Origin of the sequence: Campylobacter blaseri, assembly GCF_013201895.1 — a bacterium.
GTDB classification, from domain to species: domain Bacteria; phylum Campylobacterota; class Campylobacteria; order Campylobacterales; family Campylobacteraceae; genus Campylobacter_B; species Campylobacter_B blaseri.
In genome coordinates, this window is the sequence record NZ_CP053841.1 from 1,808,107 (window position 1) to 1,832,653 (window position 24,547).

At 29.3% G+C, this 24,547-nt stretch carries 23 protein-coding genes and 1 pseudogene; 17 read left to right on the plus strand and 7 right to left on the minus strand.

Features of this window, described 5'->3' with window-relative positions:
- Positions 1–409 precede the first annotated feature (409 nt).
- From CBLAS_RS09780 to CBLAS_RS08995, 4 genes are all read right to left on the minus strand, one after another.
- Positions 410–751 carry a hypothetical protein gene (locus CBLAS_RS09780; protein WP_420913012.1) on the minus strand — a complete coding sequence of 114 codons (342 nt, stop codon included), beginning with the start codon at positions 749–751 and terminating at the stop codon, positions 410–412.
- A gap of 363 nt (positions 752–1,114) precedes the next feature.
- Positions 1,115–2,887, minus strand: coding sequence for an ABC transporter ATP-binding protein (locus CBLAS_RS08985; protein WP_106869629.1), 1,773 nt, complete (start codon positions 2,885–2,887; stop codon positions 1,115–1,117).
- Positions 2,871–4,634: an ABC transporter ATP-binding protein gene (locus CBLAS_RS08990; protein WP_106869627.1), complete on the minus strand. Its 1,764-nt coding sequence runs from the start codon at positions 4,632–4,634 to the stop codon at positions 2,871–2,873. Before CBLAS_RS08990 ends, CBLAS_RS08985 begins: the two co-directional genes overlap by 17 nt.
- 35 nt (positions 4,635–4,669) lie before the next feature.
- Positions 4,670–6,748, minus strand: coding sequence for a TonB-dependent receptor (locus CBLAS_RS08995; RefSeq protein WP_106869625.1), 2,079 nt, complete (start codon positions 6,746–6,748; stop codon positions 4,670–4,672).
- Positions 6,749–6,859: 111 nt separating this feature from the next.
- On the opposite strand from CBLAS_RS08995, the gene CBLAS_RS09000 reads away from it, so the two are divergent.
- From CBLAS_RS09000 to CBLAS_RS09010, 3 genes are all read left to right on the plus strand, one after another.
- Positions 6,860–7,807 (plus strand): helix-turn-helix transcriptional regulator, encoded by a 948-nt coding sequence (locus CBLAS_RS09000; protein ID WP_106869623.1) that lies wholly within the window; start codon positions 6,860–6,862, stop codon positions 7,805–7,807.
- A 641-nt stretch (positions 7,808–8,448) separates the two neighbouring features.
- Positions 8,449–8,595, plus strand: coding sequence for a hypothetical protein (locus tag CBLAS_RS09005; RefSeq protein WP_157940002.1), 147 nt, complete (start codon positions 8,449–8,451; stop codon positions 8,593–8,595).
- A gap of 518 nt (positions 8,596–9,113) precedes the next feature.
- Positions 9,114–9,416 (plus strand): hypothetical protein, encoded by a 303-nt coding sequence (locus CBLAS_RS09010; protein WP_106869621.1) that lies wholly within the window; start codon positions 9,114–9,116, stop codon positions 9,414–9,416.
- A gap of 45 nt (positions 9,417–9,461) precedes the next feature.
- Here the strand turns inward: CBLAS_RS09010 and CBLAS_RS09015 are convergent, their stop codons facing one another.
- A complete protein-coding gene (locus CBLAS_RS09015; RefSeq protein WP_106869619.1) occupies positions 9,462–10,133 on the minus strand; it encodes a DNA alkylation repair protein in 672 nt (223 codons plus the stop codon).
- A 122-nt stretch (positions 10,134–10,255) separates the two neighbouring features.
- On the opposite strand from CBLAS_RS09015, the gene CBLAS_RS09020 reads away from it, so the two are divergent.
- The 11 genes and pseudogenes from CBLAS_RS09020 to CBLAS_RS09065 all read left to right on the plus strand — a co-directional run bounded on the left by CBLAS_RS09020 (position 10,256) and on the right by CBLAS_RS09065 (position 19,491).
- Positions 10,256–11,305 (plus strand): PstS family phosphate ABC transporter substrate-binding protein, encoded by a 1,050-nt coding sequence (locus CBLAS_RS09020; protein ID WP_106869617.1) that lies wholly within the window; start codon positions 10,256–10,258, stop codon positions 11,303–11,305.
- 148 nt (positions 11,306–11,453) lie between these two features.
- Entirely contained in the window at positions 11,454–12,200 is a 747-nt protein-coding gene (locus CBLAS_RS09025; protein WP_106869614.1) for a DUF4197 domain-containing protein, read from the plus strand.
- Positions 12,201–12,211: 11 nt separating this feature from the next.
- Positions 12,212–12,712: a tetratricopeptide repeat protein gene (locus CBLAS_RS09030; RefSeq protein ID WP_106869612.1), complete on the plus strand. Its 501-nt coding sequence runs from the start codon at positions 12,212–12,214 to the stop codon at positions 12,710–12,712.
- A 262-nt stretch (positions 12,713–12,974) separates the two neighbouring features.
- Positions 12,975–13,901: a phosphate ABC transporter permease subunit PstC gene (gene pstC, locus CBLAS_RS09035; RefSeq protein WP_206603280.1), complete on the plus strand. Its 927-nt coding sequence runs from the start codon at positions 12,975–12,977 to the stop codon at positions 13,899–13,901.
- A gap of 11 nt (positions 13,902–13,912) precedes the next feature.
- Positions 13,913–15,076 carry a phosphate ABC transporter permease PstA gene (gene pstA, locus CBLAS_RS09040; RefSeq protein ID WP_241517557.1) on the plus strand — a complete coding sequence of 388 codons (1,164 nt, stop codon included), beginning with the start codon at positions 13,913–13,915 and terminating at the stop codon, positions 15,074–15,076.
- Positions 15,077–15,080: 4 nt separating this feature from the next.
- Entirely contained in the window at positions 15,081–15,842 is a 762-nt protein-coding gene (gene pstB / locus CBLAS_RS09045) for a phosphate ABC transporter ATP-binding protein PstB (protein ID WP_206603277.1), read from the plus strand.
- Positions 15,843–15,914: 72 nt separating this feature from the next.
- Positions 15,915–16,583, plus strand: a complete 669-nt coding sequence (locus tag CBLAS_RS09050; RefSeq protein WP_106869604.1) for a PhoU domain-containing protein — start codon at positions 15,915–15,917, stop codon at positions 16,581–16,583.
- Position 16,584: 1 nt separating this feature from the next.
- A complete protein-coding gene (locus CBLAS_RS09055; protein ID WP_106869602.1) occupies positions 16,585–17,268 on the plus strand; it encodes a response regulator transcription factor in 684 nt (227 codons plus the stop codon).
- Between the two features lie 83 nt (positions 17,269–17,351).
- Positions 17,352–18,653 carry a sensor histidine kinase gene (locus tag CBLAS_RS09060; RefSeq protein WP_162296611.1) on the plus strand — a complete coding sequence of 434 codons (1,302 nt, stop codon included), beginning with the start codon at positions 17,352–17,354 and terminating at the stop codon, positions 18,651–18,653.
- Positions 18,654–18,745: 92 nt separating this feature from the next.
- Positions 18,746–18,931: a hypothetical protein gene (locus CBLAS_RS09635; protein WP_106869598.1), complete on the plus strand. Its 186-nt coding sequence runs from the start codon at positions 18,746–18,748 to the stop codon at positions 18,929–18,931.
- A 35-nt stretch (positions 18,932–18,966) separates the two neighbouring features.
- Positions 18,967–19,491 (plus strand): annotated as a pseudogene (locus tag CBLAS_RS09065) (DUF4197 family protein).
- Positions 19,492–19,512: 21 nt separating this feature from the next.
- On the opposite strand, the gene CBLAS_RS09070 reads toward CBLAS_RS09065, so the two are convergent.
- Complete coding sequence (locus tag CBLAS_RS09070; RefSeq protein ID WP_106869591.1) at positions 19,513–19,962, minus strand: hypothetical protein; 450 nt, start codon at positions 19,960–19,962, stop codon at positions 19,513–19,515.
- A 295-nt stretch (positions 19,963–20,257) separates the two neighbouring features.
- On the opposite strand from CBLAS_RS09070, the gene CBLAS_RS09720 reads away from it, so the two are divergent.
- Entirely contained in the window at positions 20,258–20,386 is a 129-nt protein-coding gene (locus CBLAS_RS09720; protein ID WP_277620685.1) for a hypothetical protein, read from the plus strand.
- Positions 20,387–20,616: 230 nt separating this feature from the next.
- Here the strand turns inward: CBLAS_RS09720 and CBLAS_RS09075 are convergent, their stop codons facing one another.
- Complete coding sequence (locus CBLAS_RS09075; protein WP_106869589.1) at positions 20,617–21,762, minus strand: iron-containing alcohol dehydrogenase; 1,146 nt, start codon at positions 21,760–21,762, stop codon at positions 20,617–20,619.
- Between the two features lie 213 nt (positions 21,763–21,975).
- Here CBLAS_RS09075 and CBLAS_RS09080 point away from each other — a divergent pair, with 213 nt between their 5' ends.
- Positions 21,976–23,211 carry a M20 family metallo-hydrolase gene (locus CBLAS_RS09080; RefSeq protein WP_106869587.1) on the plus strand — a complete coding sequence of 412 codons (1,236 nt, stop codon included), beginning with the start codon at positions 21,976–21,978 and terminating at the stop codon, positions 23,209–23,211.
- Positions 23,212–23,224: 13 nt separating this feature from the next.
- Positions 23,225–24,544 carry an amidohydrolase gene (locus tag CBLAS_RS09085; RefSeq protein ID WP_106869585.1) on the plus strand — a complete coding sequence of 440 codons (1,320 nt, stop codon included), beginning with the start codon at positions 23,225–23,227 and terminating at the stop codon, positions 24,542–24,544.
- The last annotated feature ends 3 nt before the right edge of the window (positions 24,545–24,547 follow it).

Below are 24,547 nucleotides of genomic sequence, written 5' to 3' on the forward strand. Positions count from 1 at the left end.
AGTTAATTTATATGAAATTTAACTATCTTTTTAATTTTTAGCTAGAATTTTTTAGACTATAATCATAAATCAAAATTAGTCTAAACTCCGATTATAATGGAGTTTTCAACACAAGAGTATCTTTGTTTGCACCTGTTTATTTCTATAAATTTATATATTTTGCATATTAAAATCATACCAATTGGCACAAACTTAGCACAAAATCAAACAGCTTAATCTTTAAACTGTATTATTTTAGGAGCTTGATAAGGTTTGTTTATTTTATTAGACTATAAATTTCATACTTAAAACTTTTATTTAATATCTTGAAAAGCTAAAATGCCGCTTTTACTGACCAATAAAAGAGTGCATATTGTAAGTGATAAAACTTAAAATTTACTCCAACTATTATCAACTAGTATTGGAGCGATTACCCTAAAAAAGATACACAATCCAATCCCTTGAAGCATAATAATAGTAAGCCAAATTTTATTTTTTTAGAAAATATACCCATATCTTTAAAATTTATCTTATTGTTTTTTATTTCCAATTGCCTAGCATCTTCTTTAAAAAATAACAGCTGTAGATTGGCTAATAAAATAAGCAGTATCAAAAAACCAATTGAGCCAAACCAACTAAATTTATCATAAATTATAAGTGCTACTCTCACCCTAAGAATATGTCCTATAAAATTTCCAGTAACAATTATTGAATTGGCATAAGGCAGAGTATTATCATCTGAAATTTTTATGACTAATGCACTTGCAGCGATACTTTGTGTTGCTGATAAAAATCCAATAATAGCACCAAAAAATATGATAACACTAAGGCTATCTTAAATATTTAAAAAGCCAACAAGCAAAAGAGCTATTAGTATTAAAATTTGGACTATAATTATAAAATTTTTATAAATTCCACCAAGTTTAGCAACTGCAAATTTCACAAAATGCGACCATAAAAATCTAAATCCTCAAAATAGCCCATAAAGTAAATAAAACCAATTTTTCTAAACTCATTCCATCTTGTCTTAGGATAGAAACCAAGCTTTCAGAAAAAATCCAACTCCGATATATTGGAATATAGTAAGCTAGATGATTAAAAAACTACTTGTAATTGAAATTTAAATATCTTCATACTAAAGTTTATTTCTAGCTTGCCAAGTTTTGGTATTTTGCTGAGCTTGCCACATCTTATAGTATTTTGTTTTTTTACTTAAAAGCTCGTCATGAGTGCCTTTTTCAACAAGGTTTGAATCATCAAAAACTAAAATTTGTTCTGCTCTTGATATTGTTGAAAGGCGGTGAGCTATTACAATAATAGTTTTATTTTTTACAAGTTCATCAATGGCTTTTTGCACTGCTAACTCACTACTTGTATCAAGTGCAGCAGTTGGCTCATCAAGTATAACAATAGGCGAGTCTTTTAAGATTGCTCTTGCAATTGAAATTCTTTGTTTTTCTCCTCCTGAAAGATTACCCCCTATATCTCCAATTTGAGTTTGATATCCTTGTGGTAGCCTTTTTATAAATTCGTCACAAAATGCCATTTTTGCAGCTTTAAAAATGTCCTCATCACTCGCACTATCACGCCCCATTTTTATATTATTAAAAATAGTATCATTAAATAAATACACATCTTGAAATACCACTGATAGATGTTTCATAAGTTCATTTTGAGTAATATTTTTTATATCTACTCCACCTATTTTTACAGCTCCAAACTGTGGATCACCATATCTCATTAGCATTTTTATAACTGTTGTTTTGCCACTTCCTGATGTTCCTACAATAGCAGTCATAGTGTTTTGTGAAATTTTAAAATTTATATCTGTTAATGCATTTTTATCACTACCATCATAGGCAAAATTTACATTTTCAAACTCTATATCAAAGCCATTTGGAGTTTGCAAAGGTTCATTAAATTTAAGCTCTTGCATATTTAAAATTTCTTTTGTTCTAGCAAAACCATTTTGAGCTAAATCAAAAATAGTTGCAACTGATAACAAGATAGAAAATGGTTCGTTTAGTCTTGATAAGATAACAAGTAGTGCAGCTACTAAAGCTATTGAAATTTCATTTTGTAAATTTAAATAAATGGCTAAAAATAGGGTTAAAATAGTAGTAAAAATAATTAAAGTTCCAAGTAAAACCGCAGGTAATGCTGAGATACCTAGTGTTTTCATCTGCACTTTTTTTACATTTTCTATCTCGCTTTGGAGTTTTTTTGAATTTTTCCCAACCCTATTTATAGAGCGTAAAACGCCTATACCTTGTATATATTCAATTATACTAGACTCCAAATTAGCATTTGCGGTTGTAAATTCTCTCTTTTCCTCTGTTGAAAATTTTCTTTTTAATATATAAAGTGGAATAGTAATAGGCAAAATAACCATCAAAAGCATTGCTATTTTATAGTTTATAAATAAGGTAACAAGTATAATAATAAAGCAAGTTATTATCGGTTCTAAAAACATAATTGGAATCATAACCATAAACATAACCGACTCATCGACATTACTTGCAAAAACAGAATTTAAATCCCCCGTCTTATATTTTCCTAAACTCTGAAGTGGTATATTGGTCAGTTTTTTACCAAGTTTTATTCTTAAATCATACCCAACATCTACAAAAATCCCACCATGATCGTAATAAGAACTTTTAAATTTAAATATTGCAAATATTACAATAAGAGTGAGCATGGCACAAATAACTACTGATACACTCTCTTTATCTTTTATATATACAAACTCTAGTAAAAAGTAAAAAGTACAAAGCAGTAAAGCTTGGACTACAATTGCTATTATTCCTGAGTAAAGACTAACTTTATACTCTTTTTTATATTTTCCAGAAACTTCTAAAAACATATTATAAAGCTCATAGAGTGAAGAAAATTTAGTTTTGTTTTTCATCTTTTTTACCTCGGTAAATATTCCAAATTTGTGTTTGAGTATAGTTTTCCCAAAGTTTTGAATATAAATTTTTATTTTTTAACAACTCATTATGAATTCCAATCTCTACAATTTTTCCCTTATCAAAAACTATTATTTGATCAGCGCCTTGTATGCTTAGTAGTCTATGAGCTATGATTATAACTGTTTTGTTTGTTATTAAATTTGATATTGCTTTTATAATTTCTTCTTCATTTTCAGGATCTGCAAATGCTGTTGCTTCATCAAGAATTATTATAGGAGCATCTCTTAAAATAGCCCTTGCTATAGTTATTCGTTGCCTTTGTCCACCACTTAAACTAGCTCCTCTATCTCCTGCAAGAGTATCATACTGCTTTGGTAAGCTTGTTATAAAATCATGAATTTGAGCAGCTTTTGCAGCTTTAATGACCTCATCTTTACTGGCTTGAGGCTTTGCCATAGCTATGTTTTCATAAATGCTTTCATTAAATAAAAATGTATCTTGAAATACAAAAGATACTGTATCATTTAAAACATTATAATCCATATCTTTAATATCTATGCCACCTATTAAAATTTTACCCTTATCAACATCCCAAAATCTTGGAATAAGTTGAGCAGCAGTGCTTTTGCCTGCTCCACTTGGACCAACGAGTGCTGTAACTGTTTTACTTTCAACTTTAAAATTTATATCACAAAGTGCGAATTCATCTCTGTTTTCATACTTAAAACTAACATTTTTAAACTCAATAGATGAATCCAAAGGAGTTTTTGTGGAATTTGAAATTTTAAGTGGCTCAATTTCTAAAATCTCTAAAATACTACTTGCTGCAGCACGAGATTTTTGAATGAAATTATTCAAAAACATAAGTGGCATCATAGATTCTGCTATGCCCACTCCTAAGACTAAAATAGCTATGAATCTTCCAAATTCCAAGCTATCATTAAGATAAAAATAGCTACCAGATATAGCCAATACAACAAGTGTTAGAATAGGACTAATAACTATAAAGCCAATTCTTGAAGCTATTGTTGTAAGTTTTATCCACTCTTTAAGGCTTTTTGAATATGCATCAAGGGACTCATTATAGCGTTTAAAAGATGTTTTGCCATCACTAAAAGTTCTTACAACTGGCATAGCTTGAATAAACTCAATTATTGAGGTGTTGATTTTATTTTGATTTTCATCATACTCATTTCTATATTTTGCATTATCTTTAAAAGCAAAACTCATTACTATAATACTTATTGCAAACATAGCTATAATAACTCCTAAAAGCCTCATATCAAGAATAGCTATTGCTATAAAAGAGGCTATTGGCACTACAATAATCCGCCCAATCATTGGCGTTGTATCAGCTACAAATGCATGCAAATTTTTTACATCGTCAAGCATTATTTTTTTAAGTTTTCCGCTACCTCTTGTGATAATTTTTCCAAAAGGAATTTGTGCTAAATGTGTTGAAATTTGAGTTCTTAAAATTTGCTCTAACTTAAATGCTGCAACATGGGAAATTTTGAAGGAATTTGAGCGTGTAAAAAATTCAACAAATATAAAAATCAAAGCAAATGATATGAGAGTATAGTTTACTTCTCCTTTTGTTAAATCAGATATTATAAATGCAAAACTACCAAATGCAAGCACATAACAAAGCGCAGCAAATCCTGCCAAAATAGCTGCAAATTTGATATTTGACATAACAGGTTGCATTATTTTTATTAAAACACTTTTTTGTTTATCTTTCATCTTAAATTCCTCTAAAATAGTTATTGACCTTAAATTTAAAACGAATATTTTAAACCTATACCAAACCTTCTAGGGTCGTTAAAATGGTTCATTCCACCCATTCCACCATGGTTTAAAAAGGTCTCTATATGCTCTTCATTTGTAATATTTGTAACATATCCATAGATGTCAAAATCTTTAAATCTATACCCAGCTCTTACATCAGCACTTATCCAAGACTTTTGTTTAAGAGTATTTGCTGCATCAAAATATTTACTACCTTCTGCTCTTAGATCAGCTCTAGCATAAATTCCATTTGGCATAGTATATGAAATTCCTAAATTTGCAGTGTAATTTGGTGTATTTTCTATGCGTTTTCCAATAGCTCTTGAATCTGTAATGTTCTCTTTATATTTTGTTTTTATGATACCTAAAGAGCCACTTATATCAAGCTCATTAGTTACTCTATAAAGTGCTTCTAACTCTATGCCATCACTCTTTGCTTTACCACCATTACTTGTTGTAAATAATCCCCCTGGAAACATTTTATACATATGAATATCTTTTATATCCATATGAAATGCTGATACACTAAATCTTAAACTATTATCTAGTGCATTTCCCCTTAGTCCTATCTCATAATTATTACTTATTTGAGGATCAAAATTTTGCTCTTTTATCATGGCATAGTAGTTGTATCCTCCTGCTAAATAGCCTTGAGAATATGAAATAAATGCACTTAAATCATCATTTATTTTGTATGTTAAACCAGCTTTTGGTAGAAATTTGCTCCACGATGTGTTGTCATTTAATGCATTTACTGGAGTACCTTTAGGCATACCAAGTGGAGTTATGTAAAATTTCAAATCAATATCTTTTTTAATCTTTTGATAACGTCCACCAAGCGTTAAAGCCAAACTATCTGTAAGATTATAGTTTCCTTGTGCAAAAATAGCCATAGTATCAGCTTTCATTTTTGCTGGTGCGTCTAGCTCCATTTTAAAACCACCCTGCACAAACTGTTGCCCCATTCTTTTATTGTTAGTTTTTTCTCGTTCAAAATATAGCCCAGTTATCCATTTAAATTTATCTGTATTTAGGCTTGATAGTCTAAGCTCTTGAGATATCATGTCTATAACTACATGTTGAAATTGATTAAGTCCATTATTATTAGTAACTATCTCATCATATTTAAAATCTCCATCATATACTCCTTTAGTATTTGACTTTTTATGCGCAGTAATAGATGAAAATTTCGCCTTGTCAAATTCATAATCAATACCTAAAGATTGTGCAAATGAGCTTATCGTTGTATGTGTAGGAACTTCAAATTTAGCATGTTTTGCGTCATTTCTATCAATTTGACCAAAATTTCCTGTGCCACCTTTGTAAAAATAGTCCTTTACCCTCTCTTTTGCTAAAGTAAGTCTAGCGGTTAATCTATCAGTAGGTTTAAATGTGATAGTCCCATCAAATTTATATTTATTATACTTATTTGCTTTTTTGTCATTATTATAATCATTTGTTATCCAACCATCATCTTTAGAGCCAAACCCACCTAAATTTAAAAATAATTTATCTTCAACTAATGCACCATTGGCATTAAAGCTTCCCATCATATAGTTATTTGAACCATATTCTGTGCCTAAATTACCACTCCACTCATTTTGCGGAGTTTTTGTAATGATATTTATAACTCCACCAATTGAGTCTTTTCCATAAATCGTGCTTTGTGGACCTCTTAAAACCTCAATCCTTTCTATATTTGTCAAAATAGCATCATAATTGCTCATCTGATTACTATTTGGGATACCATCTATGTATACAGTAACTGGATTTGAATTTGTAAAATCTGAGTGATTTATACCACGAAAATTCATACGAGTTTTATTTATAAATACAGAAGAGGTTAAGTTAGGAATTTCTCTTACAATCTCATTTACAGTTCTAATCCTCTTTTCTTCTGCTTCATTTTCATCTATAACACTTATACTTTGAGGAATATCCTTAATGTTTTCCTCCATTTTGTTTGCCGAAACTGTAATTTGCTCTAATGATATGCTCTCATTTGCAAATATAGATGTAGTAGCTACAAGCGATAGTATTGTCAAACATTTAAAATAACTAGATTGCATTTTATCCCTTCTGTTAAATATAGTATTAAGAGAAATTATACTAAAATATGAAAATTATTATCAATATCTAATTAATGTTTAAGGGATTAACTTTGATGATGGAGGAATTTTATGAGCAGACTTATGGAATTTGAAAAATTTTTTAATGATATTTGGGGCAGTGAAGATAGGTGTTTAAAAAATATTTCAATAAACAGTGATGATATTAGACTAAGTGCTGAATTTTTTAACAACTCAAATGGGCTTGGATATGGAAAATTTGATATGTATTTTGAGGATTTTAAAATTTTAGATTCCATTCATGAGTCAAACTATTTTTTTATGTATTTTAATACAGGTAGCTCTATAATGAGAATGAAAAAAGACGCAAATGAGTTTTATTTTAATCCAAATGATGTCTGGGTAGGAGCTATTAACGAGCCATTTGGTGGTCAAAATATTTTTCAAGCTAAAAAGCATGTTAAAACACAATGTATCTTAATAAACAAACAACGCATAAAAGACTTTCCCATGTTTGACGAACTAGCCAATAAGCAAGATTTTTATATAAGAGTTGGGAGCACAAATTTAACTCAAAAAATTATTTTAAAAGAGCTTGAAAATTCACATTTATATGAAGGTAAGATGAGAGAAATTTTTATAGAATCTAAAATTTTAGAGATGGTTTATAAGAGTTTATATGATTACAATTTTTCTAAAGAGTATTGCGATATAAAATTATGTGAATATGATATAAAATCTATCAAAAAAGCAAGAGAAATTATGCTTAAAAATATGTCAAATCCACCTTCTATAAAAAAGCTTGCAAGAATTTGTGCTATAAATGAGTTTAAGCTAAAAAAAGGGTTTAAACATATCTATAAAACCACCATTTATAAAATGCTTCAAGAAGAGAGATTAAAAAATGCTAAAGAGCTACTAACAAATCAAGATGTGAATGTGACTGAGGCTGCTAGAATAGCAGGTTATAAAAGTCTGTCGCATTTTAGTAAAATTTTTAAAGAGCGGTTTGATGTATTACCAATTGAACTAATAAAAGAGAAAAAATACTATATTTGAACTACAATAATATAGGTAGAAAAACAAATATGATTCTTAATATTATATAATATTAAGAATTTTTTGATAAAGAAAATGAAATTAAAAACAATGCATATTAATGACAGAAAAACGATATATTATTGTAGTTTAATAACACAGCTAGATAACAAGATAAAGTAAGTGGAAAGATAAGTTAACTCAAAGAAAAATGCGAACTTTATTAGAGTCTTCTATTTTAGATATATAAAAATCATTCTTTATGTTTTTAATGGGAATGCAAAGGGAAATAATTTTAGTAAAGTAATAGAACTTTTTGGAGAAGATATAGGCGCTGCAGTATCTAAAAGTTGCCATTACAAATTTGAAAAACATCTGTTCGTTGAAAGATATTAGGGTGAAATTTAGAAGTAAATTTCAATACTATTTTTACTATTAATTAAAATTTGCAATCAAACTTGATAGTTTATATAATGAATTTTACCATATTTTAGACTGGCGTTGCTTGTGTTATAGACTATGCTACGATATTAATATAAATTTAAACTATAAGGATGAATTTAAAAATATTGTTGCTTAAATAAGCTTACATCAATTTTCTTGGAAGGAAAAAGAGATGGAAAAAACATGCTGAGTATGAGTATCTGCGGGATAAAACTACGATGATATTTGTAAGAACTGCGTATAGTTGGCATCGTATTTTAATCATAATGCAAATCACTCTTGTTGCCTATCTTGTTATCTCAAGTTTGATGAATATATTTGATTATAAACTAAATAATATCATAACAAGAAATCTTGGCTTTTGATGGACTTACCTGAAGATAAATAAAAAAAGGTTGATATAATCAAAGTATTTTCTTAAAATAGGACTAATTTTGCCTGTATTGTTTGGTTTAATACATATCGTAACCTTATTATTTTTACTAGCTACAATAGCTTTTTTATATTCCAAGAAAAAATTCTAACAACATACAAATTTAAAGAACTTATCTTTAGATATGCAATAATGATAATTTCTGCAATTAGTTTTTCCTATACAACTTGGGCTGGAGCTGATATACTTGCAGAAGGCAAAGACATAGTAACTAAAATGAAAACAAACTAGGATTTAGAGCTAGAATAGCAAGCTAAAAGTGATCAAATTTTCCTAAAGTTGGACAAATGGTACCTAATTTTACTATAAAAGATACAGAGGAATAGCATAACTCTTTCTAATTTTAGAGGTAAAAAGCCTGTAGCAATGGTATTTGGCTCATATACTTGACCTCCGTATAGCAAGAACACAGTTAGTCTCAACGAATTAGCAGAAAAATACGGAGAAAAAGTGCAATTTATATTTGTCTACAATCAAGAACCACACCCAACAGACCATTGGTGGCTTGGTCAAACTAAGCTAATGAAATATTTTCATAAAAAATATAATTCAAGAGTAGCTATAGATATACCTCAACCTATGAGTTATAAAGAAAGAGTTGATGTGGCAACAAGAATGAGAAAAGAGTTATTTGACAATCAAGTGCCTATATGCATAGATGATATGTATAATAGAGTAAGAAATCTTTATACTACTCAACCTATGGTTTTCTCTCTGGAAATAATTTCAAAGATTATATTGATAAAAGTCTAAATAGTCTAAATTTAGTATTGATTTGACTATACTTTTACATTTTAACTATTTCCTTAGTTCTCTTAAAATATCTTTATTTTCTTTTGAAACTCTATAGCTGTCAATGCATTTTGAAATGGCTTTGTTATGAGTTGTTTTGTCTAAAATCTTTTGTCTTAAAAAGTTTATAGTTTCGTCTGGAAATTTAACTACACACACACTTATAAGCCAGGCATGTGCCATCATAGAATAATACTTATTGTTTTTAACTTTTATACTAAAAATATAGTCCAAATACTCCTTTTGCACATAGTGTTGCAATAAATTTATAAGTCCAGCTCGTGCTATAAACTCACTTTCATCATCTAGCCAAATTTTGATGTGAGTTATTAAAATTTCTCTATCTTGTAAATTTTTTGGATTTAAATTTACACAATCAATTCCAGCCCAATTATCAACTTTTTGTATATATTTTTCATATAACATAATTTTAGTTTTAAAATCAAATTTTGCATATCCTATAACTAGCCCTTCAAGTAAAATAATCTCATAAATATTTGGTTTTTTAAGTTTTATAAACTTTAAAGCTCTGTCTTTAGAGATATTTTTTGCAATTTTTCTAAGAGCGGGAAGTCTAACGCCTAAAATTTCTTGTTTTGTGAAAATAAGCTTTTGGTTAAACTTTTTATACTTTTCATCTTTTTGTAAATTTAGCTCTTTTAAAATACTATCTACCATAAAACAACTCTAATGATGATTTTTAATTTTTTAAATTATACAAAAATTCAACTAAAATTTGTTGTATCCGTTTTGTAATATTTTATAGTTAATATTTCTCATCTTATTTAAAAGGATATGAGATGAAGTTATCAAAAATTGCACTTAGTGCAATGTTAGTTTTAGGAACTTGTAGTATTGCAAACGCAAGAGATCAAATTAGAATAGTTGGAAGCTCAACCGTTTATCCATTTTCTAGCTATGTTGCTGAAGAATTAGGAGTTACTACTAAATTTAAAACTCCTGTGGTTGAATCAACAGGTTCAGGTGGTGGTTTTAAACTATTTTGTCAAGGTGAAGATTTAAACACTCCTGATATCTCAAATGCTTCAAGACCTATGAAAGAAAAAGAGTTCGCACTTTGTAATGAAAACGGAGTTAAAGAAATCATAGGTGCTATGATTGGTTATGATGGCATAGCTTTTGCTCAATCAAGCGATAACGAAGATTTAGACTTAACAAAAAAACAACTATTTTTAGCAGTTGCAAAAGAGATTCCTGTAAACGGAAAACTTGTAGCAAATCCTTATACAAAATGGTCTCAAATTGACTCAAGCTTGCCAGATAGAGAGATTATAATTTATGGACCTCCAACATCTTCAGGCACAAGAGATGCTTTTGAAGAGTTAGTTATGCAAGCAGCTTCAAAAAATGATCCAGTTTACAAAGCAGCTCAAAAAGAAGGTAAATTTAAAGGTTATAAAGTTATAAGAAATGATGGTGTATATGTTCCTTCAGGTGAAAATGATAACTTAATAGTTCAAAAACTTGAAAAAAACAAAGTTGCATTTGGAATTTTTGGCTATAGCTTTTTAGCTGAAAATCAAGATAAAATCAAAGCTAGTAAAATAGAAGGAGCTCTTCCAACTCCCAAAACTATAGGCGATGGAAGTTATCCAATTTCAAGAAGTCTGTATTTTTATGTTAAAAAATCCCATATGGAAAAAATTCCAGCTATCAAAGCCTATATGGATCTTTTTATGAGTGATAAAATGATAGGTAATGAAGGAGTTTTAAAAACTATTGGACTTATCCCTATGAGTGATGAGCTTAGACAAAATGTTCAAAAAAGTGTTCTTTCATATACACTTTTAACCTCTGAAATGGTAAAAACTAAAAAAGTTATAAAATAACATATCAAAAAGCAAGCATTAAATTTAATGCTTGCAAAAACCACTTAAAACAATCATTCTTTAAATTTATTTTACAATTTTTGAAAACTTAAATTGCCTTTTGATTAATTTTTTTCGCTATACTAAGTCCAAATTTTAAAGGATATAAATGAAAAAGATTTTTATTAGTTTTGCTGTGCTTGTAGCTGTTTATTTAAGCGCATTTGATTTCTCAAATGTTTTAAATACAACAAAAGATGTGGTTAATGGTGCAAATTCAAATGATAATTACAAAAGTATGGTAGAAAAGGCTTTGAATTTATCGGTGCAAGAACTTAGTAAAAATGGTTTTATAAATAACCAAGTAGCAAAAATTCCACTCCCAGCTCACTTGCAAACTGCGGCAAATTTAGCTAAAAAAGTAGGCGGTGAAAAATGGGCAAATGATTTAACTATCTCTATAAATCAAAGTGCAACAAAAGCTGTTGGTGGTGCTTCAAAAGTATTTTATGATGTGATTAAAAATATGAAAGAAGATGAGATAAAAACTCTATTTACAAGCAAAGACAATGGCTTTACAAAATATCTTCAAAAAAATTCCAGCGACAAGCTATCAGCTGTTTTTAAACCTATCATTGAAGATATGATGAGCGAAAATAAGTTCGCAACTGCTTACAATGGACTAAATTCATTTGCTAAAAATAGTTCACTTTTGAATGGCAAAACTGCCTCAAACCTAAAAAATTTAGCTGGAAATTTTGGTGGAGACAAATATATTCCAAACACAGATGAAGACTTAAACGACTACATAACAAGAAAAACTCTTGATGGACTTTTTGCTTTAATGGGCGAAAAAGAAAGTGGTTTAAAATCTAGAGCTGTTGGCAAAGGACTAGACTTATTAAATAAATTTTAGAAGACATCTTTATGGAAAAAATTGTTTTGATTTTTATCTTTTTAACTAGTTTTTGTTTTGAAAATTCATTTAAGAATGGGCATAAAGCTTATCAAAATGGTGAATATAAAAAAGCAAGCGAGTTATTTAAACAAGGTTGTGATAGCGGGTATGCTTTGAGTTGTAGTTTTCTTGGCTTTTTATATTTTAATGGGCAAGGTGTGAAACAAGATTATAAAAAAGCAATTAAGTTATTTAAAAAAGGTTGTGATGGTGGAGATGCTGAAAGTTGCACTGCTCTTGGTGTTTTATACAACTATGGAAAAGGTGTAAAAAGGGATTATAATAAAGCAAGTAAGTTTTATAAAAAGGGTTGTGATGGTAAAATAGCTGAAAGCTGTTATGACTTTGGTCTTTTATATAATACTGGAGAAGGTGTAAGTCAAAACAAATCTTTAGCAAAAGAATATTTTAATAAAGCTTGTGATTTAGGATATCAACGAAGTTGCAATATTGATATAAAACTTAACTAACAAAGTTACTAAATGAGGTAGAGCTATAAATTCCTTGTCTTTACAAGGAATTTAAATTTGTTATATAATATCAAAATAAATATTTCTTAAAATACAAAACTATACTATATGAAAATATTAATCTAACCAGCTATACAGTATATTTTATTTAAATGCACATTTTATTTATCTAAGTTAAAACCAAACTAAATTTTTTGTATCCATTTTGTAATATTTTATAGCTAATATTGCACATCTTATTTAAAGGGCATAGGTGGATTTAATAACTAAAAATAAAAGAGTAAAAAGAAGAAATTTAAAAGAAAGTTACATTAAAGCACTTTTGATATTTGCAGCTTTAATATCTATATTTACTACTTTTGGAATTTTACTATCCATAGTTTTTGAGGCAATAAGCTTTTTTAAACTTCAAAGCTTTTGGTATTTTCTTTTTGGAACGCAGTGGTTTCCTGAGGGAGAACCTGTTAAATTTGGTGCTTTACCACTAATTTGGGGAACTTTATACATAACTTTAATAGCCATGCTAACCGCTCTTCCTATTGGAGTTTTTTCAGCTATTTATCTATCTGAATATGCTAGTAAAAAAGTTAAAAACTATGTAAAACCAATGCTTGAAATACTAGCAGGAATCCCAACTGTTGTTTATGGATTTTTTGCAGCTGTTACAGTCGCACCTTTTATAGTAAAAATATTTAGTATTTTTTCACTAGATGTCTCATTTCAAAATGCCCTAGCTCCTGGGATTGTTATGGGAATTATGATAATTCCAATAATCGCTTCTCTATCAGATGATGTTATAAGCTCCATTCCTGTGCGTTTAAAACATGGCTCTTTAGCTCTTGGTATGACAAAGGCTGAGACTATTAAATTTGTAGTGCTTCCTTCTGCTCTTCCTGGAATGATAGCCGCAGCTTTACTTGGAGTATCTCGTGCTTTGGGTGAGACTATGATAGTTGTTATGGCAGCAGGATTAAGAGCAAATTTAAGTGCAAATCCGCTAGATTCTATGACAACTATAACAGTAAGAATAGTAGATGCAATGACTGGCGATCAAGCATTTGACTCACCTGAGACACTCTCAGCTTTTGCTTTGGGGCTTATTTTATTTGTTGTAACATTTGGGATAAATTTAATCTCTGTTATAACAATTAAAAAGTTCCATAAAAAATATAAAGTTTCAAATTTATGAAAAGAGAGAAAATGAACGATTATTTTTATTCACCATTACTTGCAAAAAGAAATAAAAAAGCAAAGAGATTTAAGTTTATAGCCTTGCTTTCTTTATTAACTTCTATAATTTTTTTGTTAATTTTTATAGCAGATATGATAGGAAAAGGCCATAGTGCATTTAGGCAAACTTATGTTTTAGTTCCTGTAAATATCACAGAAAAAACAAAATCTTACACTCACTTAGCAGTTGATAGAAAAGAGTATGGATTTTTGGTCAGTAGAGCTTGGCTTAGGGATTTGCCAAATTATATAAAACAAAATCCTGATGTTATGGATACTTTTGAAAAAAGATGGGTTTTGGCTGATGATAATGTTGATCAATACTTTAAAGGAAAATACAACACCTTAAACGATAAGCAAAAAAATGTCATAGAAAATATGAAAAAAAATAATGAGATAAAGCTTGAGTTTAACTCTTTGTTTTTCACAAAAGGAGATTCAAAAATTCCTGAATACGCAGGTTTCTTAGCTTCTATGGTGGGTTCAGTTATGACGATGTTAATTACAATGTTTATAGCAGTTCCAATTGGAATTATGAGTGCAATTTATCTTGAAGAGTTTGCAAAACCTAGCAAATTTACAGATTTTATAGATATAAATATAAACAATCTTGCAGCCATTCCTTCCATTTTGTTTGGAATGCTAGGTCTTGCTGTTTTTATAAACTTTTTTGGTGTCCCAAGATCAACGCCAATCGCCGGTGGGCTTGTTTTGGCTCTTATGTCTTTGCCTGTTATAATAGTAAGCTCAAAAGCAGCATTAAAAGCTGTTCCTGATTCCATTAGACAAGCTGGTTTTGGACTTGGGCTTACAAAATGGCAGATTACAAGAGATCATACACTTCCTTTGGCAATGCCTACAATTTTAACAGGCTCAATCATAGCTTTAGCTCAAGCGATGGGAGAAACAGCACCGCTTATAATGATAGGAATGATAGCCTTTATACCTGATGCAACTTTTTCTTTTACACAAGCTACAACAGTTATGCCCGCACAAATTTTTGTATGGGGTGGAATGCCTGAGAGAATTTACATAGAAAAAACTGCAGCTGGAATTTTGGTATTGCTTAGTGTTTTAATAATCTTAAATGCACTAGCAATTTATCTTAGAAAAAAATATAGTGTGAAATGGTAAAATGATGGAAAATTTAAAAATACAAACAAAAAATTTAAGTCTATGGTATGGCGAAAAACAAGCTTTAAAATCTATAAGTATGGATATTTATAAAAATCAAATAACAGCTTTCATAGGACCATCAGGTTGTGGAAAATCAACATTTTTAAGGTGTTTAAATAGAATGAATGATTTGATTGATTCCGTTTTAATAAAAGGAAAAGTTACCTTAGATGGGCACGATATATACGCACCAGATGTAGATGAAGTTTCAGTTAGAAAAAAAGTTGGTATGGTTTTTCAACAACCAAATCCTTTTCCAAAAAGCATATATGACAATGTAGCTTATGCACCTCTTATGCATGACCTTGTAAGAAAAGGCAAAGAGTGTGATGAGCTTGTAGAAAAATCCTTAAAAAGAGCTGGACTTTGGAATGAAGTAAAAGATAAATTAAAAGAGCCAGGAACTGCACTTTCAGGCGGACAACAACAAAGACTTTGTATAGCAAGAGCAATCGCAGTTTCTCCAGAAGTTATACTTATGGACGAACCAACTTCAGCACTTGATCCTATTTCTACTCAAGTTATTGAAGCTTTAATGCTAGAGCTTAAAAAAGATTATACTATCATAGTTGTAACTCATAATATGCAACAAGCCTCAAGAGTTGCTGATTATACGGCGTTTTTTCATATGGGAGATTTGATAGAATACGGCCAAACTGAACAAATTTTCATAAATCCAAAAGAGGATAAAACAGAACAATACATAACTGGTAAATTTGGATAATATTTTGATATACTTTCATAATATTAATCTTATGATTTATCGGTTTTGTTATATAATTTATAAAGGTTAAAAATGTTACCAAACCATGAAGAAAAACTTTCTACCATAAAAACTCTTTTACTAGAGTTTAGTAATACTTTAAATGATAGTTTAAAAACTTGCTATGATGGATTTAAAAATAGTGATATGAGTTATTTTATAAAAGCAAAAGATAGTTTAAAAAACTCAAGCAAACTTGCAAACAAAATAGACAATGAAATTTTAACTACTTTAGCACTTTTTGGTGCAGAAGCTGGTGATTTAAGAGAACTTGTTGCCTATCTTAAAACTACAAATGAGTTAGCTAGAATTATGGATAATATAAATAGTTTTTGCAAAAAAATAATTCTATCTGAAAACTACAATAAAGAGCTTATAAAATCAGACCAAGAGCCATCTTATTTGTGTCTAAGTGCTTTAAAGGCAACTCAATATATAGCACAAGCTATAGATTCAAAAGACAATGATGAGTTAAAAAATATTTATACAAAAGTGGAAATTGAAGAGAGCAAAACTGACGATTTTTACAGTGTGCTTCAAAAAAATATTTTATCAGATTTATATGCAAAGCACGAATTAACGGCTGAAGCTTTACATTTTTTAAGTGCGATGAGAAAATTTGAAAAAATAGCAGATAGATCTGCAAGCATTGTAAAACTTATGCTATTTGCAAAATTTGGTGGTAAAATGGATATATACTAAAATGAGCGAAAATAAAAAAGCACAAATTTTAATACTTGAAGACGAAGAGGATTTGCTAGAGCTTATAGAGTATAATTTGCAAAAGGCAAATTTTGAAACTATTGGTTTTTTAAATCATAAATATGTTGAATCTTTTTTGCAAGAAGAAGGTGGGGATTTAATGATAGTAGATAGAAATTTGCCAAATTGTGAAGGTAGTGAATTTGTTGTTAGTTTGAGAAAAAAAGGTTATGAAATTCCTGTCATTTTTTTAACTGCAAAAGATAAAGATAAAGATATTGAAGAGGGTTTTTTGCGTGGTGGGGATGATTATATGACAAAACCTTTTAATATGAATGAGTTAATTTTAAGAATAAAAGCCATTTTAACACGCACAAGTCCATCTGTCAGTGAAATTTTAAAATATAAAGATTTAACACTTGATTTAACAAAAAGAAAGCTTTTTATCGACAAAGATGAAGTGGTTTTAACTAAACTTGAATTTGATCTTTTAAAAACACTCATACAAAATAAAAATATAGTTTTAAAGCGTGAATATCTTCTTGAAAATGTTTGGGAAGAGGATGAAATACTACAAGATAAAACAGTAAATGTAGCTATAAATAGACTTACTAAAAAAATAGATCCAAATAAAACAAAAAATTATATAAAATCCATTTGGGGCGTTGGTTATATACTATGCTAAAGCTTCATCAGCACTTCTCTTTACGACTTATTTTTGTTTTTTTTATAGCCATTTTATGTAGTTTTCTAGTAAGCTACTTTGCTATGAAACACAATCAAATTTCACAACTTAAAAATACTTTACAATCACAAGCAAATCTTATAGAAATAACTCTTAATAGTTCAAATTTAAAGGATTTGCAAAAATTAGCAAAACAAGTTAAAAAAGCAAACTCATACCGCTTAACTATAATAGATAAAGATGGGGTAGTGCTAGCTGAAAGCAATGATATTGATATCAAACAGATGGAGAATCACTCATTTAGAAATGAAATTTTAGATGCAAAAGAAAAAGGCATTGGCTCAGACATTAGGTATTCAAAAACTTTGAATGTTGATTTTTTATATTTAGCAAAAGATATTACATACAATGGCGAAGATTTATATATAAGACTTGCTGTAAGCATTAAAAAAATAGAAGATGGCTTTTTTGCAATTTGGCTAAAAATTGGCATTATTTTTGCATTTGCTTTGCTTATAAGTTTTATACTTTCTTATCTTTTAAATAAGAAAATTTCATTTGAAATCAACAAAATTTTAGCTGGTTTAAATGAGATATCTGAAAAATCATATAAAACAAGAATTAATTCAAAATTTGCAACTGAATTTGTAGAAATTTCTGAAAAAATTCATGCTCTTGCTGATAAATTGGCAAAAAGAGATAAACAAAAAAGAAAACATGCTGCAAAATTAAGACTTGCAAATAGACAAAAAGATGACATAATCTCAGCCATAAGTCATGAGTTTAAAAATCCTATCACAATCATACTTGGCTATGCAAGCTCATTGCAAGAAGATTTAGAAAATCAAGAAATAAGAAATAAATTTTTAGAAAAAATCAAAACAAATGCAAGCAAATTATCTAAAATGATAGATAGATTAGCCCTTACTACAAAGATAGAAAATGGTAATTTAAAAACTCATAAAACAAATTTTGATATAGCCTTGTTGCTTGCTGATATAGTAGTAGTTTACAAAGAAAAATATAGCGATAGAAATTTTATACTAGAGACCAAAAGCAAATTTATAAATGCTGATAAAACTATGATAGAAATGGTAATTTGCAACCTTTTAGACAATGCTATAAAATACTCACAAGATGATATTTTAATAAAACAAACTAGTTCAAAATGTAGCATAATAGACTATGGAGCTGGCATAGATGAGAATGAGCTTTCAAAAATTACTAAGAAATTTTACCGCTGTGATAACTTTTCTTGGAACAACTCTTTAGGGCTTGGGCTTTACATTGTAAACTATTTGTTAAAGCTAAATGATTCTAAGCTAGTAATTGAATCAAAACTAGACGAAGGATCGACATTTAGCTTTGAACTTTTACCAAGCTAGTAGTTATATGGTTATTTATGAACATATAGCTCTATAATTAATCATTGATTAAATTTTCTTACCTATACTTAGGCTTTTAAAAAAGGATTAATATGAAAAAGATTTTTATATGCTTAGCTATCTCTTTGGCAGTTTCTTTAAGCGCATTTGATTTTACAAATGTTTTAAATAGTGCAAAAAGCGTAGCAACTAACAAAAATACAAATGGCAATTATAAAAGCTTAATTGAAAAAGCTCTTAATTTATCTGTACAAGAGTTGAGCAAAAAGATTATATAAATAGCGAAGTAGCAAGGATTCCACTTCCAGTTCACATTCAAATTACTGCAAATTTAGCTAAAAAAATTGGTGGTGAAAAATGGGCAGATGATCTTAGCAAATCCATAAACGAAAGTGCAACCAAAGCTGTTGGTGGTGCGTCAAAAGTTTTTTATGATGTAGTTTCAAATATGAAAGAAGATGAGGTAAAAACCCTATTTACAAGCAAAGAAAATGGTTTCACAGACTATCTTCAAAAACATGCAAGCGATAAACTTTCATCTGTTTTTAAACCTATTATAGAAGACATGATGAGTTAAAATAAATTTGCAACTGCTTACAATGGCTTAAACTCTTATGTTAAAAGTAGTTCGCTTTTAAAAGGCGAAACTGCTTCAAACTTGAAAAGTTTAGCTGGAAATTTTGGAGGAGATAAATACATTCCAAACACTGATGAAGATTTAAACGACTATATCACAAGAAAAACTCTTGATGGTCTTTTTGCTTTAATGGGCGAAAAAGAAAAAGGATTAAAATCAGGAGCTATTGGCAAAGGAATGGATATATTAAATAAATTTTAATGAAATTTTAATGAAATAACACTAATCTCTAGCTTTTTTTAATTTTGTAAAACTACCTCTACCATTATCGCCAATGATAAGCAATATACATATTATCCAAGCAAATAATATAATAGAAGGCAAATTAAATACTTCTGGCTTTGTTTGTTGGAAAACTGAGCTAGAAATAAAATCAATGACTCTACAAAGAGGGTATTCTTCCATAAAAAATGCTTCGTATGAAAATACACAAATTAAAGTTGGAACTAAACTTATAAAATAATGATACCAATATGTAAAAATTCTTGCATCTTTTCTGTAAAAAATCCAAATCAAAAAGGTTAATGTCAAATAAAATAACAAAAAGAATGAAAGAAAATATTCTGTATAAACAGAAAAACCAAAAATAGACACAGTATAAGCAATGACTTTTATTAAAGGTAAATATATATAAGACATGTAAAAATTTATAACAAAGTCTAAAAAAATCATTTTATCGCCTTCTTTTCTTTTTTATATTTTATTGAACTATGCTTTATATTTATCTTAATATAATGTTAATTTGTATAAATTTTTAATTATAGTTAATTTTGCAATTATGCATTGATAATAGTATTTATAATTCAAATTTGTATTAAAAATATATAAAATTTTTTCTAATTACAAAAATGCATTAAAGGAAAAAATATTAAAAAATTATTTTATTTTGTATGCTATTAGCTGGCTTTTGTTTTGTAAATTTGATAGATGAAATTAAAAAAGCTTATATCGATGAAAATTACAAAAAATGAAAGAATTATATAAAAAAGCTTGCAATAATGAAAAGATATATGGTGATTGTTATGACCTTGCTTTTTTTATATTATGCAGAAGCAGGGTAAAAAAGGATGGCAAAAAGGCAAAACAATATTTTTAAAAAGCTTGTGTGGCAACAATTACTGGTGGGTGCCTAAATCTTGCTAGTTTATATTTTAAAGGTGAAGGTGTAAAGCAAGATTATAAAAAAAGCAAAAGAGTATACTAAAAAACTTATGATTTAAGTGATAAGCAAGGCTGTGATATACATAAACAATTAATTAAACAAAAATATTAAATTTCGCAATGATTTAAATTTAACACCTAAATATAAAATTTAAATAAGCTCTACTATTTTGCTAATTCAAAAATTTCATCTATTACTTTTTTAGAATAAAACTCAGTAACTCCATACTTTTTAGTGCTATTTATAGCAACATTTTTAACCTCATCTAAAATTTCACCCTCTATTTTAAGCTCTGATAATTTAGTTGGTGTACCAATTTTTTCAAACCATTTTTTTAAAGCTAGTATTCCATCCTTAGCTTCATTAAGACCAAAAATTTCATAAGCAAATCTTTTAAATTGTTCTATATTATTATCTCTATACCACATCATCCACGCAGGCATTATCACAGAAAGCCCTGCACCATGAGGGCAATCACTAACTGCACTCATAGCATGTTCTATCATATGATTTGGAAAACTATACCCACCAAGCCCAAGATGTGTTAGACCATTTAATGCCATAGTAGCAGCCCATGCAAACTCAGCTCTTGCATTATAATCATCTGGTTTATCAAGTAAAATTTCAGTTGTTCTCATAATAGTTTTTATATTTGCTTCAACTTGCAAATTTATCAAATTTGGTCTATTTTTAGCTGTAAAATATGCTTCAATTGAGTGGGCTATAACATCACTTGCTGAATAAACTAAATACTCTCTACTAACACTTTTTTGAAGTTCTGGATTTATAACTGAAACCTTTGGAAACATTACAGGTGAAATGCAAGAGTATTTTTGTAAAGTATCTTCATTTGTTATAACCGCACCGCTATTCATCTCACTTCCTGTTGCAGCAAGAGTTATAATGTCAAATATTTTAAGAGCTTTAACTGGCTTTTTGCCTAAGAAGAAGTCCCAAACATCACCATCATAACAAGCCCCCACACTAATAGCTTTGGCTGAGTCTAAAACAGACCCACCACCAACAGCTAAAATGCTATCAGCACCATACTTTTTAGCTATCTCAATACCCTCTTTTACTTTACTTAAAACAGGGTTACTTTTAACCCCGCCACACACAGTAAATTCTATACCATTTTCTTTTAAGCTACTTATAACCACATCAAACAAACCTGAGTTTTTTATACGGTTACTTCCATATATGATCAAAGCTTTTTTAGCTTCAAATTCACTCATATACTTGCCAATATTTTTCTCTTTATCTTTTCCAAATTCAACTCTTACAGGATTGCAAAAACTAAAATTTTCCATTTTTTCTCCTAATATGCATTTAGTAAATTCTAACTCTTTACATTAAATATAAAAGTAATTTCTAGATTTATTATATTGATTATTTTAAAGATATTTTAATAAAAAATGAAAAAAATATATTTAATGAAGAATTAAGTTTAATATAATTGTTATCAAGATAAAATAAAATTAACAATCCTATTATATTTATTATTATCAAATAAAGGAATAGTCATGATAAATACCAAAAGATTTAAACAAGATTTTGAAAATATTTCAAAATTTGGGGCACTTGAGGGAGGCGGCATTACTCGTCTAGCCTTTAGCAAAGAAGATAAAGAGGCAAGAAAGTATTTAAAAGCCCTCATAAAAGAGGCAAATTTAGAGCTTAAAATTGACAATGTAGGCAATATTTATGCAAGATATAGTGATGTAGAAGATCCAAATTTACCTGCAGTTAGTGTTGGATCTCACATTGATAGCGTTCCAAATGGTGGATTTTATGATGGAACTTTGGGTGTTATGGCTGGGCTTGAAGCAATTAGAAGTATTAAAGAAAGTGGCAAAAAACTAAAAAGACCTTTGGAGCTTATAGTCTTTGTTTGTGAGGAGTCAAGTAGGTTTAAAATGGCTACAGTTGGCAGTAAGATTGTAAGTAAAAAACTAAACTTACAAAATTTAAAAGAGCTAAAAGATGAAGATGGTATAAGCTTGTTTGATGTTATGAAAAGCTTTGATTTAAGTCCTGAAATTTTAGAAACTTGTATCTTAAAAGATGGAACTTATCTAGCATATCTTGAATTACACATTGAACAAGGCCCTGTTTTAGAGCATAAAAAAACTCCTGTTGGTTTTGTAAGTGGGATAGCTGCACCAATTAGATATGAGTTTAATATAAAAGGAAGTGCCGATCATAGTGGGGCAACACCTATGAATATGAGAAAAGATGCCTTAGTTTGCGCAAGTAAAATTATCTTAAATATAGAAAAATTTGCAAAAGAGTACAAAACAGCGGTTGCAACTGTTGGGTATGCTAAAACAAAACCAGGAGTTTTAAATGTAATTCCAGGAGAGTGTGTATTAGGCATAGATATAAGAGATATAGACAAGAATAGCCTGCTAGAGCTTGATAAAAGAATTTGTGATATGACAGAAAGTATTTGCAAAGAACAAGATTGTGAATTTGAACTAAAGCAACTTACAAAAGACACGCCTGTAAAGCTAGATGATGAACTAATTTCTATAATGCTAAGCAAGGCAAATGAACTTAAAATACCTAGCATGATCTTGCCAAGCGGCGCAGGTCATGATGCTATGCATATGAAAGGTATAGCAAAACAAGTTGGGATGATTTTTATACCTTGCAAGGATGGGATTAGTCATAATATAAAAGAGGAAATCAACTTTGATGATGCCTTTAAGGCTTGTGAGGTTTTAACACATACTATGCTAGAATTAGCAATTAAATAAAAAAGGATAGATTATGGATAAAATTTCAAATCAAATCTTATCTTTAAAAGATGAGATTATAGAAACTAGGAGATTTTTTCATTCACACCCTGAAACAGGTTGGTTTACATTTTTCACATCAGCTGTAATTGCAGATAAGATGAAAAAATTAGGATATGACTTAAAGCTAGGTAAAGATATTGTTAAAGCTGATTCTAGACAAGGATTAGGCTCAAAAGAGGCTTGCGAAAACGCAATTAAAAGGGCTAAAACCCTGTTAAATGAAGATCAAATTAAATATCTTGATTTTATGGAAGATGGATTAACAGGAGTTGTTGCTGAGATTGACACAAAAAGAGCTGGTAAAACCATAGCTTTTAGATTTGATATTGATGGGGTTGATGTAACTGAAAGTAAAGATGAAACCCATAGACCTTTTAAAGATGGATTTAGAGCTGATATTGATGGAATTACTCACGCTTGTGGACATGATGGTCATATCACAATGGGGCTGTTTTTGGCAAGGCTTATAGCTGAAAACTTAAATGATTTTAATGGCAAATTTAGATTTATCTTCCAAACCGCAGAAGAAGGTACAAGAGGTGCAGTTGGAATGGAAAAAGCTGGGGTTTTAGATAGTGTTGATTATTTACTTGGTGGGCATATCGGTTTTCAAGCTACAACTATGGGAGGTATAATTTGTGGAACAAACAAACTTTTAGCAACAACTAAGTTTGATGTTACTTTAAAAGGTAAAGCTTCTCATGCAGCAGGTGCTCCTCAAAAAGGTGCTAATGCACTTTTAGCGGCAGCACAAATAGCGCTCAATATGCACGGAATTACTCGCCATAGCGATGGAGTTACTAGAATAAATGTAGGAGTTTTAAGAGCTGGGGAGGGAAGAAATGTTATAGCGCCAAATGGATATCTAGCTTGTGAAACAAGAGGTGAAACGACAGAACTTAACAACTTTATGTTTGAAGAGTGTATGAAAATCATAAAAGGTGTTAGTACAATTTACGATGTAAAATATGATGTAAAAGTTACAGGTGGAACAGCTGGCGGAGATAGCGATATAGAAGTAACTGAGCTTTACGAAAGTACAGCTAAAGAATCACCATTTATAGATAATGACAAGATTATTAAAGAATTTGACTTTGGAGCTTGTGAAGATTTTGCTCACTTTATGCAAAGTGTTCAAAAAAGTGGTGGCAAAAGTGGTTACTTAATGATAGGAACAACTCTAAAATCAAGTCATCATAGCTCAACTTTTGATTTTGATGAAAATTCATTACTAGCTGGAATTGATATATTTTTAAGATCTGCGTATAAACTAAACGGAAACAAACAATAAGGA